Genomic DNA, 15,550 nt, shown 5'->3' with positions numbered 1-15,550 from the left:
AAATTTACGTTAAACGGACTTTATATTTCCATTCTATAAATTTGAAAAAGTTAAATAGTTTATATTCAAAATCTAAACCATAGTTTACAGAAGGATCTAATTCTATACTAACTGCGTACAAGTTGGGGTTATATACAGAAGGCATCATATGACGCTGGTTCCATAATACGACATAAAACCTGTTGCGAGATTTATAGTATTCATAGGAATGGTAATTTTTTGGTTGTGCAATAGATTTTAAATAAATATCATATTGTGCGTCAAAAACAATAATATCATATTCTCCATCTTCATTAGGCTCAAACTTTAGATTATTGGGAGTATTAATTGTATCTAAATTATTAGGTTTCGTGGAGCACGATATAAAACTAAGTAGTAAAGCTATTGTATATATAAAATACTTCATTGTATCAAAATTTATTAAATTTAACCAAAAAAAAGCAATATGTATACAATTTTACACAATACAAGATGTAGTAAGAGTAGGGAAGCTATCAAAATTATGGAAGAATCGGGTAAAGATTTTATAATTAGAGAATATCTCAAAGAATATTTAACTTTTGAAGAGTTAAAAGACATACTTAATATTTTGAAAATTAAAGCGATAGACCTGGTTCGAGTTAATGAAAAAATTTGGAAAGAAGAATTCATGGATAAGGAATTTACAAATGATGAGATAATACAAATAATGATTGATAATCCAAAGCTAATTCAACGACCAATAGTGTTAAAAAATAATGATGGTGTAATTGGCAGACCTGTAGAAAATATACAAATATTTTTAAATACTAAATAATTAAATTACGGAGAAAGTAGAGTTATAAAAATTTAAAATCTATCTAAATATATATAAAGTAACTTCTCTAATAAAACCATAAAAAAAAAAAGGTCTTGGAAATCCAAAACCTTTTTTAACCAACCTAAACTACTATAAAAAAACACTATGAATAATTTAAAGAGTTTTCTCTCTTTAGAATTATAATGTAGAAAAAATTAATTTTCTGATGCAAATATCCAAAATAATTTTAACTGAATATAATAAATAACAGAATATTTATCATTTTAACATATAGGATAAATCTATAATTAAAATATATTGACTCAATCCCTTGTTAAATTGAGGATTTACAAAATAAACAATATATGAAATGAAGATAATTTATTTTTTTATTTAACATTATATATAAATCTATAGAATAAAAAAAAGGTCTTGGAAACCCAAAACCTTCTTAACTAACCTAAACTACTATAAAAAAAACACTATGAATATATTATAGGGAAAATTTTTCTACTACTACTAATCAACAACATTAGATAATCCCTATAAATAGAAAACCTTAATTTTCTGATGCAAATATCCAATAGATTTTCTTCTGAAATGAATAAATACTACAATATTTTTCTATTAAACAATAATTTTTATTTATAAATCCCATTTTTAAAACAAGTTTAGCGTCGAATATTTTTTGTAATAAAAAAAGGTCTTGGAAACCCAAAACCTTTTTAACCAACCTAAACTACTATAAAAAAACACTATGAATATATTATAGGGAAAATTTTTCCTTCGATAACTAATCAACAACATTAGATGATCCCTATAAGTAGAAAACCTTAATTTTCTGATGCAAATATCCGATGGATTTTCTTCTGAAATGAATAAATACTACAATATTTTTCTATTGAGTGATAGTGTAAAGTTATAATTCACTAATAATGAGTGGTATTGATGAATTCAATTTAAAATTAGAGCATAAAAAAAGGTGCTGTAAAAACAGCACCTTAATATATTTAGAAAATTTTTAGTTTAAAACTTCCATATCAAAGTATAAAGTTGCATTTGGTGGTATAACACCAGCAGCACCTCTATCTCCGTATCCTAATTGTGAAGGAATGATTAAAAATACTTTTGTACCTTTTTTGAAAAGAGTTAAAGCTTCCATCCAACCTTGGATTAAACCTGTTACACCAACAGTAACGTCTAGCGGTTGAGAACGATCATAAGAAGAATCTAATTTTTCTCCATCGTTTAAACGTAATGTATAATGAGTTTTAATCGCATCTCCGTGTGCCGGAACTTCTCCTTGACCTTCTTCTAATATTACGTATTTTAATCCAGATTCAGTAGAAATAGCTTTAGCTTCTAATTCTTTTTGGCGAGCAATTTCTGCATCTTTTTCTGCTTGTAATTTAGCTTGAGCTTCTGCTTGTTTAGTTGCATGATTTTCTTTAGCAGCTATAAAAGATTCAGCACCATTGTATTTTGCATATTTATCTCCTTTACGAACGATATCTACTTTTTCAATAGTTACTGGAACAACTGGTTTGTCATCACGAGTTTTTTCAACATTAGAAATAGAGTCAATTACTTCTAATCCTTCTATAACTTTACCGAAAATTGTATGACGTCCATCTAACCATGGAGTAGGAACTTCTGTAATGAAGAATTGAGAACCATTAGTTGCAGGTCCTGAATTTGCCATTGATAAAATTCCTTTTTCATCATGTTTTAAATCAGCATCAAATTCATCTTCAAAATCATAACCAGGTCCTCCAGTTCCTCTACCGTCTGGATCACCACCTTGAATCATGAAATCTTTAATAACACGGTGGAAAACAATTCCATCATAAAAAGGTACTCCTTTTGCTTTCGCTTTATTTTCGATTTGTCCTTCTGCTAAACCAACAAAGTTAGCTACAGTCATTGGAGCTTGTTCTTCGTAAAATTTGATTGTCATTGCACCATGATTCGTAGTCATTTTTGCATACAATCCGTCTTCTAAATTTTTAAATTCTTCTTTACTCATCGATTTTGGTATTTTAACGCCACAACTAGCAAGCGTTGTAATGATCGTTAGGATTAATACTAATTTTCTCATTTAATATATTCACAGTTTTTAGTAGGGTCAATTAGTGTTTTTTTATATCTATAATTTTTAAGTCAACAATAATGGGTTGGTTAGCTCCAATTTTATCTTGGTCACCAAATCCTCCATATGCTAAGAAAGATGGTAAAAGTAATTTAGCTTCTTTTCCTGGTTCGATTAATTGTAAAGCAGCATTTATACCTCTAGTATAATTTGCTTTTCCTAGAATAGCTTTATGTTCGCCTACTTCATCAGAAGAATAAATAAGCTTATTATCAATATCATATACTTGATAAGTGAAATGAACATAATCACCAATATTCGCCATGTTAGGAGATTTAATTCCAGAATTAGAAATCCAAAAACCACTTTCAGTTTTATTAAACTTAAGTTCTGAATCTTTCATGTATTTATCAAACCATGAAATTTCTTCTTCTAATAATAATTTTCCACGTTCCTGAGATCGTTTCATAAAATCATCATTATTATAACTTACAGGATATTGTATGACTTTATTTTCACAACTCCACAAGCTCAGAAAAATGAAGTTTATTAATAGTAATTTTTTCATTTAGATTTCAACTTTAACTATTTTATCTTGGTATTGTGGTAGGAGAGATTTAAAATATTCTATAGTTTTTTCCATATCTAAATCAGATCTTCCTCCTGCAGCATTCATATGTCCACCACCATTAAAGTGTTTTCTTGAAAACTCATTTACATCAAAATCACCCTTTGAGCGTAAAGAAATTTTAATAAAATTATGAACTGTGTCTTCAATGAAGATAACAGAGAAAATATAATTTTCTACGCTTAGACCATAATTCACAAAACCTTCTGTATCTCCTTTCTGAAAACCATTTTGTAATAAATCTTCACGTTTTAAAAACATGAAAGCTGTACGGTATTCTGGGATAAAAGTTAGATTATTTAATGTTAAAGATAATAACTTTAAACGTGCCTCAGATTGTGAATCATTAACGTAAGATGTTACTTTATCCACTTCGACACCTTTATCAATTAAATTGGCTACAATACGGTGTGTAGATGCAGAAGTATTACGGAATCTGAATCCGCCAGTGTCTGTCATCATACCAGTATATATGCATTGTGCAATATCTTTATCTATCATCTCTAGATTGCCCATTTTTTCAATGAAATTATAGACCATTTGACAAGTTGCTGGCATTTCTATGTCTGAATACATAAAATCAAATGTATCAGGTTCTCTGTGATGATCGATTAAAACTTTAGGAGCATGAGATTTTTCCACCCAATGTCCTAGTTCATCTATTCTTGTAACAGTATTAAAGTCTAAGATGAAAATAATGTCGGCTTGATGAATAATAGCTTCAGCTCTTTTTGCTTGATAATCGGCTATTACAATATCTTTTGCAGCTGGCATCCATTTTAAGAATTTAGGGAAATCATTAGGAGCCACAACATTACACGTGTGATTTAATTTTTGTAAATAATGATACATGGCTAAAGTAGAACCAATTGCATCACCATCTGGATTTTTATGTGGTAAAATTGCTATCTTTTTTGGTGAAGATAGCAATTCTTTTAAAGCGTCAAAATTTGTCATTTGCATTTCGCAAATATAAAAAAACAACGATTATAAATCTCTTTTCTTCACGATTAAATATGATAATCCTAAAAATAGAATGGTATAAATCACATTAATTGTTAAATAGTCCCAACTAACAGATGAGTCTTGAAAGAACTTTCCACCCATTAAATATTGACTTATACTACCCGGTGGAAAGCCGATTATGTTACTATTTGCGCTTAATGGTAAATAAGTCGTAAATGTTGTAGATTCTTCTGGAGATGGATTTAGTTTATTTTTTGTGAAATATTCAATTCCTATAATTATCCATTCTATTATTTTCCAGATAAATAATAATAAAATAGCAAATGTAGATTTTCTCAATAAGAAAGATAAAAACACTGCGAATGAGATATAAGTACATATTTCTACAAAATACCCAAGTAGAAATTCAATTCCTTTAATGAAATCAAAATTTTCAGCAAATGTTGCACCTAAGCTTATTACAATTATAGCCACTAATAGTGTAGAAAATAATGCAAAAATAAGGTTCATAAGTAGCTTAGTACCTAGGAATTCTTTTTTTGTCAGACCATCTATTGTATTCTGTTTGAAAGTTCCGAAAGAATATTCATTTGTAATATTATTAATTATAATAATAGCTAAAAAGAATTTTCCAAAACTAATTAACCATGTGATATTATGCCAAATAACGGGAAAATTAAGTGCTCCAAGCTTAATGAAATCAATTTCCATCCCATTAATGTTTGGCTTAATATTAGGTAAAATGATGCCCATTAATCCAATTAAAGCAAAATATAGAATCAAGAAAATACGAGTCCCTTTGTTGTAGAACATTTTGTTCCATTCTATGCGTAGTAGTCTGTTCATAATTATTTGTTTTGTTGAATTAATTGGAAGAATTGATTTTCTAAACTTTCTTTTCTTTTAACTAAATGAGATAAATAAATTCCTTTTTCAACTAAAATTTTATTCAAATCTGATGATGATATTTCGTGATTAAGAATGGCTTCTACTTTATTTGATTTTATATTTATTTTTGAAAAATAGGGTAACTGGTTTAAAACAGCAATTAGTTGTTCTTGATTTTCAGCATTCAATTCAAATAATCCATAACTATTATTTAATTGGTCCACTTCACCAGCATACAGCATTTTTCCTTGTTTAAGAACCACAACATGCGAACAAACTTTTTCAACCTCATCCAATAGGTGAGAAGCTAAAATGATAGTTGTTCCTTGGGAAGCAATTTTCTGAATTAACTCTCTAATTTGAATAATTCCTTGTGGGTCTAAACCATTTGTAGGTTCATCTAAAATAAGAACTTCAGGATCATTTAATAAAGCTCCAGCTATAGCTAAACGCTGTTTCATTCCTAAAGAATATTGTTCAAATTTATTGTCTTTACGGTCATATAAACCAACAAGTTGTAATTTTTCAGCAATTTTAGAATATGGAACTTCCTTAATATCGGCTACAATTTTTAAATTTTTTTCCGCGGATAAATAGGGGTAAAATTTTGGACTTTCTATGATAGCGCCAATACGCTTTAAAGAATTGTCGTTAGGTTCTTCTTCAAACCATTTCCATGTCCCATTAGTAGGATTTAAAGTTTTTAATATCATTCCTAAAGTGGTAGATTTTCCACTTCCGTTAGGACCTAGTAATCCGTAAACATTTCCTTTTTCTACCGAAAAACTAACATCATTTACAGCTGTAATTGATCCAAATTTTTTGGTCAAATTTTTAATTTCAAGTACTTTTTGCATAATTAGTTTCAGATTCTTATATCAATTTAGTAGATCTTTTAGTTATTTTGTTACACTTTATAATTTTAAATGAAGAAAATATTTTTAATCACGTTGTTTTTGCTTGCTAATAATTTTTTATTAGCACAAGAGCTTAAAACTTTTCAATTTTACAATAAAAAAGGTCAATCGATAAATTATAATTCATTGCTTCTAGAATTACAAAATTATGATGTAATCCTTTTTGGTGAACATCATGATAATTCGACCAATCATTGGTTACAACTACAACTTACAAAATCTTTAAGCGAAGCTAAAGCAAATAATTTAATACTAGGAGCTGAAATGTTTGAACGGGATAATCAAAAAGTATTGACTGACTATATTCTGCACAAAATACCAGAAGACGTTTTTAAAGAAAAAGTAAGATTTTGGTCTAATTATAAGACAGATTATAAACCTATTGTAGATTTTGCTAAAGAAAATAAATTAGAATTTATTGCAACAAATATTCCTAGAAAATATGCATCTCAAGTTTCAAAAAATGGTTTAGAAAGTTTAGATACTCTATCTATAGAAGAAAAAAAATGGATAGTGAATTTACCATTTCCTATCGATTATAATTCTCCCGGATATCCAGAAATGATGAGAATGATGGAAGATCATATGGAATTAAAAGCTAAACAATTTGTTGATGCACAAGCTATAAAAGACGCTACTATGGCCGAATCTATACTAAAAGTTTTAAATAAAGATAAAATATTCTTACATTTCAACGGTGATTATCATTCCAAACAATATGGAGGAATATATTGGTACTTGAAAAATAAAAAACCAGAATTAAAAATAGCAGTTATTCAAATTATGGAATCGGCTGACCCAAACTTGAAATTGCCTAAATTAACTGATGAATTTTCAATTTTAACAGAATTTACATTAGTTTTACCTAAAGACACTATAAAAACATACTAAATATAAATTAACACTATGAACAGAAAATCATTTATTCAGAATGCAGCAGTCGCTACTTTTGGAGCTCTAATTCTTCCACAATCATTATTTGCATTTGAAACTAATAAAACTAAAATTAGAGTAGGTCTTATTGCCGTAGGAATGCGAGGGCAAGTTCATTTAAATGAATTACTAAGACGTGATGATGTAGAGGTCGTAGCAATTGCAGAACCTGATCAAAGAATGATTGATCGCGCTAATAAAATTTTTGAAAAGCATAATAAAAAACCTGTACAATATTTCAGTAACGGAAATTATGATTACCGTAATTTGTTAAAAATGAAAAATTTAGATGCAGTTATAATTTCATCTCCTTGGGAATGGCACGAACCTCAAACTATAGAAGCTATGAAAGCTGGTAAAATTGTAGGTTTAGAAGTTTGTGGAGCTATTACAGTAGATGAATGTTGGAATTATGTAAAAACATATGAAGAGACAAAAGTTCCAATCTTTATGATGGAAAATGTATGCTACAGACGTGATATTATGGCGGTATTTAATATGGCTAGAAAAGGAATGTTTGGTGAAATTGTCCATGGACAAGGTGGTTATCAACATGATTTAAGAAACGTACTTTTTAATGATGGAAAACAACCCTATGGAGGTGGTGTAGAATTTGGAGAAAAAGGATTTTCGGAAGCTGCTTGGCGTACAGAACATTACCGTAAAAGAAATGGAGAACTGTATCCTTCTCATGGATTAGGTCCTGTAGCTACAATGATGGATGTGAATCGAGGAAACAGAATTACTCATTTATCTTCCATGGCTTCTAAACAGGCTGGTCTTACAGATTATATTATAAAAACTGGAGGAAAAGATCATCCAAACGCTAAAGTTAAATTTAATCAAGGTGATATTGTACAAACAATGTTAAAGTGTGAAAATGGCGAAACAATCTTACTTACACACGACACATCATTACAACGTCCTTATAATTTAGGATTTAGAGTACAAGGAACAGATGGTATTTGGCAAGATATAGGTTCAGGAGGTTTTAATCAAGGATTTTTATATTTTGAAAATGCAATGGAAAAAAATCATAAATGGACGAATTCTGAAGAATATATAAAAAAATACGATCACCCAATCTGGAAAAAATATGAAGCACAAGCAGAAGGTGCTGGGCATGGAGGAATGGATTTTTTCTTAATTAATGATTTTATTGAGTGTATTAAGAATAATCGTGAATTTCCTTTTGATGTCTATGATTTAGCGACTTGGTATGCTGTAACACCGTTAAGCGAAAAATCAATCGCTGAAAATGGATCTTCTCAGGAAATGCCAGATTTTACAAAAGGAAAATATAAAACAAGAAAACCAATTTTTGGATTTGAAAACAACATCTAATAAACTTTCTTTAGTCATTCTTGCAGGTGGTTTAGGAAGTAGATATAACGGGCAAAAGCAAATTGATCCTATTGGACCAAACAATGAAGCGTTAATGGAATATTCTATTTACGATGCATTATCAGTAGGAATCAATCACTTTGTATTTGTCGTTAATCAACAATTTGAAGACGATACAAGAAAATATTTTAAAAAAATAATTGATGATAAAGGTGCGTCTGTAGAATTTATTCTACAGACCACTTATTCTTCCGTATCAAGAAATTATTATGACAATATAATTAATCGACAAAAGCCTTGGGGCACTGGCCACGCTTTGTTAGTCACTAAAAATCATATTACAGACCATTTTATAGTAATTAATGCGGATGATTATTATGGCAAAGATGCATTTATGAAAGCCATGTCTTTAGCTACGGACAATAGTATTACTCCAAATAATTATGGGATTGTAACTTATCAATTAGAAAATACACTCAGCGAAAATGGTAGTGTTTCTCGTGGTGTTTGTAAGATAATAAATGATACGCTAAAAGATGTAAATGAACACACAAACATCTTTAAATATCAAGATAAGATTATTTTTGAAGAAGATAATAAATCAGGAATAATCCCAGCTAATACTCCTGTATCTATGAATTTTTGGATATTACATTCATCAATTTTTAGAACGCTTGAAGATAAATTTGAAAATTTCATGAAGATAAATTCTACGGAATTAAAATCAGAGTTTTTCTTACCACAAGTAATTAATGATTTAATCCACGAGAAAAAGGTTGAAGTTGTAGCTGCACAATCCTCTGATCAATGGTTTGGTATGACATATCCTCAAGATAAAGAGACTGTAAAGGAAGAAATTAGAACGAAGATTGAAAATGGTTTCTATCCTAAAAAACTATGGCATTAATGGATCGAGTTTTAGCCTATTATTTTGAAAAACCTGAAGATTTGATCGTTAAACCTATCACTGAAGGATTAATTAATCAAACGTTTGAAATAAAATTAGGAATCAACAGATATATCTTACAGCAATTAAATACATCTATATTTAAAAAACCTGAGGATATAATTTCAAATATGTTGGCTATTGGAAATCATTTAAAAATGAATGAATATCCAAAAAGTATTATTAACATACTGCCTAATTTAAATCAAAACTATCTCACCTTTGTTAATGATGAGGTTTGGCGTTTAACAAATTATATTCCTAATTCGGTTTGTTATAATCAAGTATGTTCTAAGGAGCAAGCTTATCAAGCGGCAAAGGCAATTAGCGAATTCCATTATTATTTAAAAGATTTAGATATTACGCGAATTAAGCCTAGTATAATTGGATTTTTAGATTATAAAAAGCGAGTGGAAAGCTACACCAAGGCAGTTACAGAAGGTAATCAGCAACGTGTAAAAATCGCAAGTGAAGCAATAAATTATATAAATAATCATTTACCTCTCGTAGAAAAATATTTAGCATTAGAATTTCCTCAACGAATTGTACATGCAGATGCCAAAATTGGTAATTTTTTATTTGATCAATCAGATTCAACAAAAGTTAAAGCTGTGATTGATTGGGATACGATTATTCCAGGTAATATTTTATGTGATTTTGGAGATATGGTGCGTACATATTCTAATCTAAGAGTAGAAGATGATCCAAATCCTGAAGATAATTTTTCGTTAACTTATTATGAATCAGTAAAAGAAGGGTTTTTATCAGAACTTAAAAATATTCTTACCGATAAAGAATTAGAAGCAATTGATTTAACTGCATATGTTGTTATCCTTATACAAGCCATTCGTTTTATCACAGATTTTTTACAAGATGATATCTATTATCATACAACCAGAGAAAATCAAAATTTAGATCGAACAATTAATCAAATTAATCTTTTAAAATCAATACAAAAACATATATGTATCAATTAAGCTACATAAAATTCGAAGAAGAAGACTTTGATTTATATCATCGGATTGTGAACTCTGATGCGGTGATGAAATATGTAACAGGAGAAGCCTCGTCTTTGGATAGAAGTGAATCTAGATTTAAAGAAATTTTATCTACAAATAAATCTCAAACATTAGGTGGTTACTTTAAAGTATATGATCGCAGCCAATTAATTGGTTTAGGGAAAGTTGAAATTTATATAAAAGAAGAAGATACCGTTGAAGTTGGTTATCTCTTAATGGAAGATTTTTGGGGATTAGGGTATGGATATCAAGTTTGTAAAGATTTGATCCAATTTGCACGTAATAATGAGTTAGCTAAATATGTTATTGGAATTATTGATCCTGATAACATAGCTTCCAAGAAAATTTTAACGAAAAATGGGTTGGAATCTTATTTTATAGGAACGGAAAATGATATTCCCACAGAAAAATTGAGATTAAAATTATAATTTCGCAAGTATGAAAGTAAAAGATTTTACATCAGCATTAGAAGAAATAGCGCCACTTAATTATGCCGAAGGTTTTGACAATGTTGGCTTATTAGTCGGAGATTATAACGCTGATGTAACCAAAGTTTTAGTTTGTTTGGATACAACACCTGAAGTTATTGATGAAGCGGTGAGAGAAGGAGCTAATTTGATTATTAGTTTTCATCCAATTGTTTTTTCAGGATTAAAAAAAATTACTGGAAAAACATATGTAGAACGTACCGTTATAAAAGCAATACAAAATAATATTAATATCTATGCAACTCATACCGCTTTAGATAATTCTTTTGAAGGTGTTAATCGGGGAATTGTAAATCAATTAGGTTTAAAAAATGCTAAAGTTTTAATCCCAAAAGAAAATGCAATAAAACAATTAATAACTTATGTTCCGAATAATGATGCCGAAAAGCTAAAAAAGGCTTTATACGCAGCAGGAGCAGGTCATATAGGTAATTATGACTCATGTGGATATATTATTGAAGGTAAAGGCAATTTTAGACCACTAGAAGGTTCAAATCCTACAATCGGAAATATAAATACTTTAGAAGAAGTTGACGAAACGCGTATAGAGGTTGTTGTACCTCAACATAAAGAATCAAATATATTAAAAGCATTATTTACAAATCATTCGTACGAGGAAGTTGCATATAGTTTGATTGCTTTAACAAATAAAAATCAATATATTGGTTTAGGAATGGTTGGTGAGTTGGAAGAAGCAATGGCTGAGGTAGATTTTATTCAGTATGTTAAACAAAAGATGAACACACCAGTTATTCGTCATTCAAGATTATTAAATAAAGAAATAAAGAAAATTGCAGTATTAGGAGGTTCTGGAGCTTTCGCTATAAAAAATGCTTTAAATGCAGGCGCGGATGCATACATTACATCAGATTTGAAGTATCACGAATTTTTTTCGGCTGAAGATCAAATCATTTTGATGGATATTGGCCATTATGAGTCAGAACAATTTACAATTAATTTAATTTCTTCGTATCTTAAAGAAAAATTTAGTAATTTTGTCGTCTTTAATTCTGGAATTATTACCAATCCTGTTAATTATAGTTAACTATGTCTGAAACAAAAAATATTAAAGAAATGAGCGTTGAAGAAAAACTTCGCGCATTATTCGATTTACAATTAATTGATTCACGTTTAGATGAAATCAGAAACACAAGAGGTGAATTACCTTTAGAGGTGGAAGATTTAAAAGATGACGTTATTCAAATGGAAACGAGAATCCAAAAAATCGTAGACGAATCTAAAGGTTTGGAAGAAGAAATTAAGTTAAAGAAAGAAGTAATTAAAAATGCTGAAGCTTTAATTAAAAAATATACGAAACAACAGGATAACGTTCGTAACAACCGTGAGTTTGACGCTTTAGCAAAAGAAGTTGAATACCAAGGATTAGAAATTGAGTTAGCTGAAAAAAGAATTCGTGAGTTCAATATTAAAATTGAACAAAAGAATGCACAAGTTTCAGAAGCTGAAGCTAATTTAGTAGCTAAAAAAGAGCACTTAGGTCATAAACAAGCGGAGTTAGAAACAATCGTTAAAGATACGGAGAAAGAAGAAAATTTATTAATTAAATTATCTGAAGAATACGCTCAAAACATTGAAGAACGTTTAATCAAAGCTTATTCAAGAATCCGTACTTCTGTGAAAAATGGTTTAGCAGTAGTACCAGTAGAGCGTGGAGCATCTGCAGGTTCTTATTTTACAATTCCACCTCAACGTCAAATGGATATTGCACAACGTAAAAAAATCATTACGGATGAGCATTCAGGAAGAATTTTAGTTGATTTAGAATTAGCTGAAGAAGAGAGAGCAAAAATGGACGAAATTATCAAAGGGTAATTTCAATCATCTTAATAAAAAAAAGCGTAATCAATTTATTGATTACGCTTTTTTTAATGTTTTTAATATTTACTTTGTAGAATAAATATTCATTGATTTTAAAGAAAATAAATTAAAAAAAGAAGAAGCTATTAAGCTTCTTCTTTTTTATTGCGATTCTTTGGGAATCTTCTGTAATCTTTAATGTTGTGTTTGTAGTCTTTTTTTGTAGGACGTGTTATAATACGTAATGAAGTATCATTCGTAAAATAAGATTGTGCCCAGTTTAAGAAAATAAACAATTTGTTACGCACACTTAAGATTAACATTAAGTGTAAAAACATCCATGTAAACCATGCTAAACGTCCTTGGAAAGAAAATTTAGGTAAATCTACAACAGCTCTGTATTTTCCAACAGTAGCCATAGATCCTGGATCTGCATATTCAAACATTGTCCAATTATTTTGGTTTTTACTTTTACCTAACTCAATAAAGTTATTGGCTAAGTTTAAACCTTGATTAATGGCAACATTTGCTAATTGCGGATGCCCATGTGGATACTTAGGAGTTTCCATTGAAGAGATGTCACCAATAGCATAGATGTTATTAGATCCTTCTACTTTGTTGTATCGGTCAACTTTAATACGATTACCTCGTTGTAAAATTTCACGATTAATACCTTCAGGTACATTACCTGTTACACCTGCTCCCCAAATAACTGTTTTAGTTTTAATTTGGCGGCCGTCCGCTAAAGAAATAACTTTACCATCATAACCTGTAACACGCCCTTCAGTCCAGATATTAACACCTAATTCTTCTAAATACTCACGAGATTTCTTGTGAGAAGCATCAGACATAGGTCCTAATAAATTTGGTCCACCTTCGATTAAATAGATGTTTAATCCAGAAAAATCGAAATCTGGGTAATCTTTTGGAAGAATTTTAGTCTTCATCTCCGCAATTGATCCGGAAAGCTCAACTCCTGTTGGACCTCCACCTACAACCACGATATTCATGATTTCTTCTAATTCTTCTGGAGATGCAGAATATGCACTCTCAAAATTTGTAATTAATCTATTCTTAAGCGTAATCGCTTCGTCAGTAGATTTCATTGGGAAAACTAATTCCTCAATTTGTTTGTTTCCAAAGAAATTTGTGGTACATCCTGTGGAAATGACAAGGTAATCGTAAGAAAAATCCCCGATTGTTGTCTCAACTTCGTTTTTAGCCTCATTAATACCTGTAACATCTGCTAAACGAACTTGAACATTTTTACTTCCTTGAAATACTTTACGTAAAGGAAAAGAAATATTACTAGGTTCAATTCTTGCAGTTGCAACTTGGTAGAATAAAGGTTGAAATTGATGAAAGTTATAGCGGTCTATAAGTGTAATAGAAAAGTTTGGGTTATTGTTTAATTTTCGAGCTAATCTAAGGCCTGCAAATCCAGCACCTATAATGACAATCTTTTTCTTTTCCAAAATTCACTTTTTTGTAAAATTACGAACATTATGGAGTATAATGCAAAAGAATTAACAATTATTTGAAAATTATTATTAAGCATATAAGTACAACTTTGACTAATAATCAGTTGGGAATTCCACTATATATATGTTTTTTTACAATCATTTTTTATTTCTATTTTAGTCACTTAAATCTAAATTTTATGGCTCTTTTATTTGAACCAATTACAATAAATGAAAACATAATTCTGAAGAATAGAATTATAATGTCGCCAATGTGTCAATATTCATCGGTTGATGGTTATCCTAATAGCTGGCATACTGTGCATTACACAACTAGAGCAGTTGGAGGAGCGGGAGCTATTATATTAGAAGCAACGGCTGTAAGTCCGGAAGGTCGAATTTCCTATGGAGATTTAGGTATATGGAAGGATGATCATATTGATTCGTATAATGAATTAACTGAAGAAATTAAAAAATATAATTGTGTCCCAGGTATACAATTAGCTCATGCAGGACGCAAAGCAAGTTGTGGAAAACCGTGGATTAACCATCATCAAATTAAACCAAATGAAGTAAATGGTTGGAGAACTATTTCATCAAGTGATTTGCCATTTTTAGAGGAAGATCATCCACCTCATCCGTTAACTGTGGATGAGATAAAAAATGTTGTATTACAATTTAAAGTTGCTGCGCAAAGAGCAATTAAAGCTGGATTTGAAATTTTAGAAATTCATGGTGCACATGGTTATTTAGTACATCAATTTTTATCACCTTTAATTAATCGACGAACGGATGAGTATGGTGGTAGTTTTGAAAATAGAATCCGATTTACATTAGAGGTTGTAGAGGCAATTAAATCTGTTATCACTACGCAATCTTTATGGATACGTATTTCTGCGACAGATTGGGCAGAAGGTGGTTGGAGTTTGGAAGACTCGATTAAATTATCTAAAATATTACAAGAAAAAGGCGTAGACTTAATTGATGTTTCTACTGGAGGTGGAGTTTCATACCAAAATATTCCTGTTGAAAAAGGTTACCAATTGCCATTTGCAGAGGGTATTAAAAAAGAATCAGAATGTTTAGTAGGTGCTGTGGGATTGATTGAAACACCTCTAGAAGCGGAAGAAATTTTAGAAAATGAACAAGCTGATCTTATTTTTTTAGGAAGAGAATTATTAAGAAATCCTTATTTTCCGATGTTAGCTTCAGAAGTTTTACATGCGGAAGTAAAATGGCCAAATCAGTATGAACGTTCTAAACCCCGAAATTAATT

The 15,550-nt window shown here is 29.9% G+C and carries 16 protein-coding genes; 9 read left to right on the top strand and 7 right to left on the bottom strand.

Annotated elements, in window-relative coordinates; genetic code table 11:
• Window positions 1-4 precede the first annotated feature (4 nt).
• The gene (locus IM532_RS01180; protein ID WP_194181617.1) at window positions 5-406 is read right to left on the bottom strand and encodes a DUF6146 family protein; all 402 of its coding nucleotides are present in this window, start codon (window positions 404-406) and stop codon (window positions 5-7) included.
• A 39-nt stretch (window positions 407-445) separates the two neighbouring features.
• Here IM532_RS01180 and IM532_RS01175 point away from each other — a divergent pair, with 39 nt between their 5' ends.
• On the top strand, window positions 446-796 hold the full coding sequence (locus IM532_RS01175) for an ArsC/Spx/MgsR family protein (protein ID WP_194181616.1): 351 nt from the start codon (window positions 446-448) through the stop codon (window positions 794-796).
• 1,003 nt (window positions 797-1,799) lie between these two features.
• Here IM532_RS01175 and IM532_RS01170 read toward each other — a convergent pair.
• From IM532_RS01170 to IM532_RS01150, 5 genes are read right to left on the bottom strand one after another with little or no spacing between them, the layout of a single operon-like run.
• Window positions 1,800-2,876: a peptidylprolyl isomerase gene (locus tag IM532_RS01170; protein WP_194181615.1), complete on the bottom strand. Its 1,077-nt coding sequence runs from the start codon at window positions 2,874-2,876 to the stop codon at window positions 1,800-1,802.
• A 31-nt stretch (window positions 2,877-2,907) separates the two neighbouring features.
• Window positions 2,908-3,435, bottom strand: coding sequence for an FKBP-type peptidyl-prolyl cis-trans isomerase (locus IM532_RS01165; protein WP_194181614.1), 528 nt, complete (start codon window positions 3,433-3,435; stop codon window positions 2,908-2,910).
• Window positions 3,436-4,458, bottom strand: coding sequence for a DHH family phosphoesterase (locus IM532_RS01160; protein WP_194181613.1), 1,023 nt, complete (start codon window positions 4,456-4,458; stop codon window positions 3,436-3,438).
• 24 nt (window positions 4,459-4,482) lie between these two features.
• Window positions 4,483-5,307: an ABC transporter permease subunit gene (locus IM532_RS01155; RefSeq protein WP_194181612.1), complete on the bottom strand. Its 825-nt coding sequence runs from the start codon at window positions 5,305-5,307 to the stop codon at window positions 4,483-4,485.
• 2 nt (window positions 5,308-5,309) lie between these two features.
• Window positions 5,310-6,206, bottom strand: a complete 897-nt coding sequence (locus IM532_RS01150; protein WP_194181611.1) for an ABC transporter ATP-binding protein — start codon at window positions 6,204-6,206, stop codon at window positions 5,310-5,312.
• 69 nt (window positions 6,207-6,275) lie between these two features.
• Here IM532_RS01150 and IM532_RS01145 point away from each other — a divergent pair, with 69 nt between their 5' ends.
• The 7 genes from IM532_RS01145 to IM532_RS01115 are packed head-to-tail and all read left to right on the top strand — an operon-like array spanning window position 6,276 to window position 12,829.
• On the top strand, window positions 6,276-7,157 hold the full coding sequence (locus IM532_RS01145; RefSeq protein ID WP_194181610.1) for a ChaN family lipoprotein: 882 nt from the start codon (window positions 6,276-6,278) through the stop codon (window positions 7,155-7,157).
• Between the two features lie 15 nt (window positions 7,158-7,172).
• Window positions 7,173-8,543, top strand: a complete 1,371-nt coding sequence (locus tag IM532_RS01140) for a Gfo/Idh/MocA family protein (protein ID WP_194181609.1) — start codon at window positions 7,173-7,175, stop codon at window positions 8,541-8,543.
• Window positions 8,527-9,450: a nucleotidyltransferase family protein gene (locus IM532_RS01135; protein ID WP_228063625.1), complete on the top strand. Its 924-nt coding sequence runs from the start codon at window positions 8,527-8,529 to the stop codon at window positions 9,448-9,450. The genes IM532_RS01140 and IM532_RS01135 overlap by 17 nt, the downstream gene beginning before the upstream one ends.
• Entirely contained in the window at window positions 9,450-10,466 is a 1,017-nt protein-coding gene (locus IM532_RS01130; protein ID WP_194181607.1) for a phosphotransferase enzyme family protein, read from the top strand. Before IM532_RS01135 ends, IM532_RS01130 begins: the two co-directional genes overlap by 1 nt.
• Window positions 10,454-10,936 (top strand): GNAT family N-acetyltransferase, encoded by a 483-nt coding sequence (locus tag IM532_RS01125; RefSeq protein ID WP_194181606.1) that lies wholly within the window; start codon window positions 10,454-10,456, stop codon window positions 10,934-10,936. The genes IM532_RS01130 and IM532_RS01125 overlap by 13 nt, the downstream gene beginning before the upstream one ends.
• Before the next feature lie 10 nt (window positions 10,937-10,946).
• Window positions 10,947-12,041 (top strand): Nif3-like dinuclear metal center hexameric protein, encoded by a 1,095-nt coding sequence (locus IM532_RS01120; protein ID WP_194181605.1) that lies wholly within the window; start codon window positions 10,947-10,949, stop codon window positions 12,039-12,041.
• A gap of 2 nt (window positions 12,042-12,043) precedes the next feature.
• Complete coding sequence (locus IM532_RS01115) at window positions 12,044-12,829, top strand: zinc ribbon domain-containing protein (protein ID WP_194181604.1); 786 nt, start codon at window positions 12,044-12,046, stop codon at window positions 12,827-12,829.
• Between the two features lie 131 nt (window positions 12,830-12,960).
• Here IM532_RS01115 and IM532_RS01110 read toward each other — a convergent pair whose 3' ends face one another.
• Window positions 12,961-14,289, bottom strand: coding sequence for an NAD(P)/FAD-dependent oxidoreductase (locus IM532_RS01110; RefSeq protein WP_194181603.1), 1,329 nt, complete (start codon window positions 14,287-14,289; stop codon window positions 12,961-12,963).
• A 185-nt stretch (window positions 14,290-14,474) separates the two neighbouring features.
• On the opposite strand from IM532_RS01110, the gene IM532_RS01105 reads away from it, so the two are divergent.
• The gene (locus tag IM532_RS01105) at window positions 14,475-15,548 is read left to right on the top strand and encodes an NADH:flavin oxidoreductase/NADH oxidase (RefSeq protein WP_194181602.1); all 1,074 of its coding nucleotides are present in this window, start codon (window positions 14,475-14,477) and stop codon (window positions 15,546-15,548) included.
• The last annotated feature ends 2 nt before the right edge of the window (window positions 15,549-15,550 follow it).

The organism is Faecalibacter rhinopitheci, from assembly GCF_015234135.1.
In the GTDB taxonomy this organism is placed as follows: domain Bacteria; phylum Bacteroidota; class Bacteroidia; order Flavobacteriales; family Weeksellaceae; genus Empedobacter; species Empedobacter rhinopitheci.
The sequence above is the reverse complement of the archived record's forward strand: the minus strand, read 5'-3'. Positions and strand labels throughout refer to the sequence as shown.

Coding starts and splice junctions, on each gene's coding strand:
- IM532_RS01140 (WP_194181609.1), top strand. CDS start 7,173: ATGAACAGAAAATCATTTATTCAGAATGCAGCAGTCGCTACTTTTGGA.
- IM532_RS01180 (WP_194181617.1), bottom strand. CDS start 406: ATGAAGTATTTTATATATACAATAGCTTTACTACTTAGTTTTATATCG.
- IM532_RS01130 (WP_194181607.1), top strand. CDS start 9,450: ATGGATCGAGTTTTAGCCTATTATTTTGAAAAACCTGAAGATTTGATC.
- IM532_RS01160 (WP_194181613.1), bottom strand. CDS start 4,458: ATGCAAATGACAAATTTTGACGCTTTAAAAGAATTGCTATCTTCACCA.
- IM532_RS01175 (WP_194181616.1), top strand. CDS start 446: ATGTATACAATTTTACACAATACAAGATGTAGTAAGAGTAGGGAAGCT.
- IM532_RS01170 (WP_194181615.1), bottom strand. CDS start 2,876: ATGAGAAAATTAGTATTAATCCTAACGATCATTACAACGCTTGCTAGT.
- IM532_RS01155 (WP_194181612.1), bottom strand. CDS start 5,307: ATGAACAGACTACTACGCATAGAATGGAACAAAATGTTCTACAACAAA.
- IM532_RS01165 (WP_194181614.1), bottom strand. CDS start 3,435: ATGAAAAAATTACTATTAATAAACTTCATTTTTCTGAGCTTGTGGAGT.
- IM532_RS01150 (WP_194181611.1), bottom strand. CDS start 6,206: ATGCAAAAAGTACTTGAAATTAAAAATTTGACCAAAAAATTTGGATCA.
- IM532_RS01145 (WP_194181610.1), top strand. CDS start 6,276: ATGAAGAAAATATTTTTAATCACGTTGTTTTTGCTTGCTAATAATTTT.
- IM532_RS01125 (WP_194181606.1), top strand. CDS start 10,454: ATGTATCAATTAAGCTACATAAAATTCGAAGAAGAAGACTTTGATTTA.
- IM532_RS01105 (WP_194181602.1), top strand. CDS start 14,475: ATGGCTCTTTTATTTGAACCAATTACAATAAATGAAAACATAATTCTG.
- IM532_RS01115 (WP_194181604.1), top strand. CDS start 12,044: ATGTCTGAAACAAAAAATATTAAAGAAATGAGCGTTGAAGAAAAACTT.
- IM532_RS01120 (WP_194181605.1), top strand. CDS start 10,947: ATGAAAGTAAAAGATTTTACATCAGCATTAGAAGAAATAGCGCCACTT.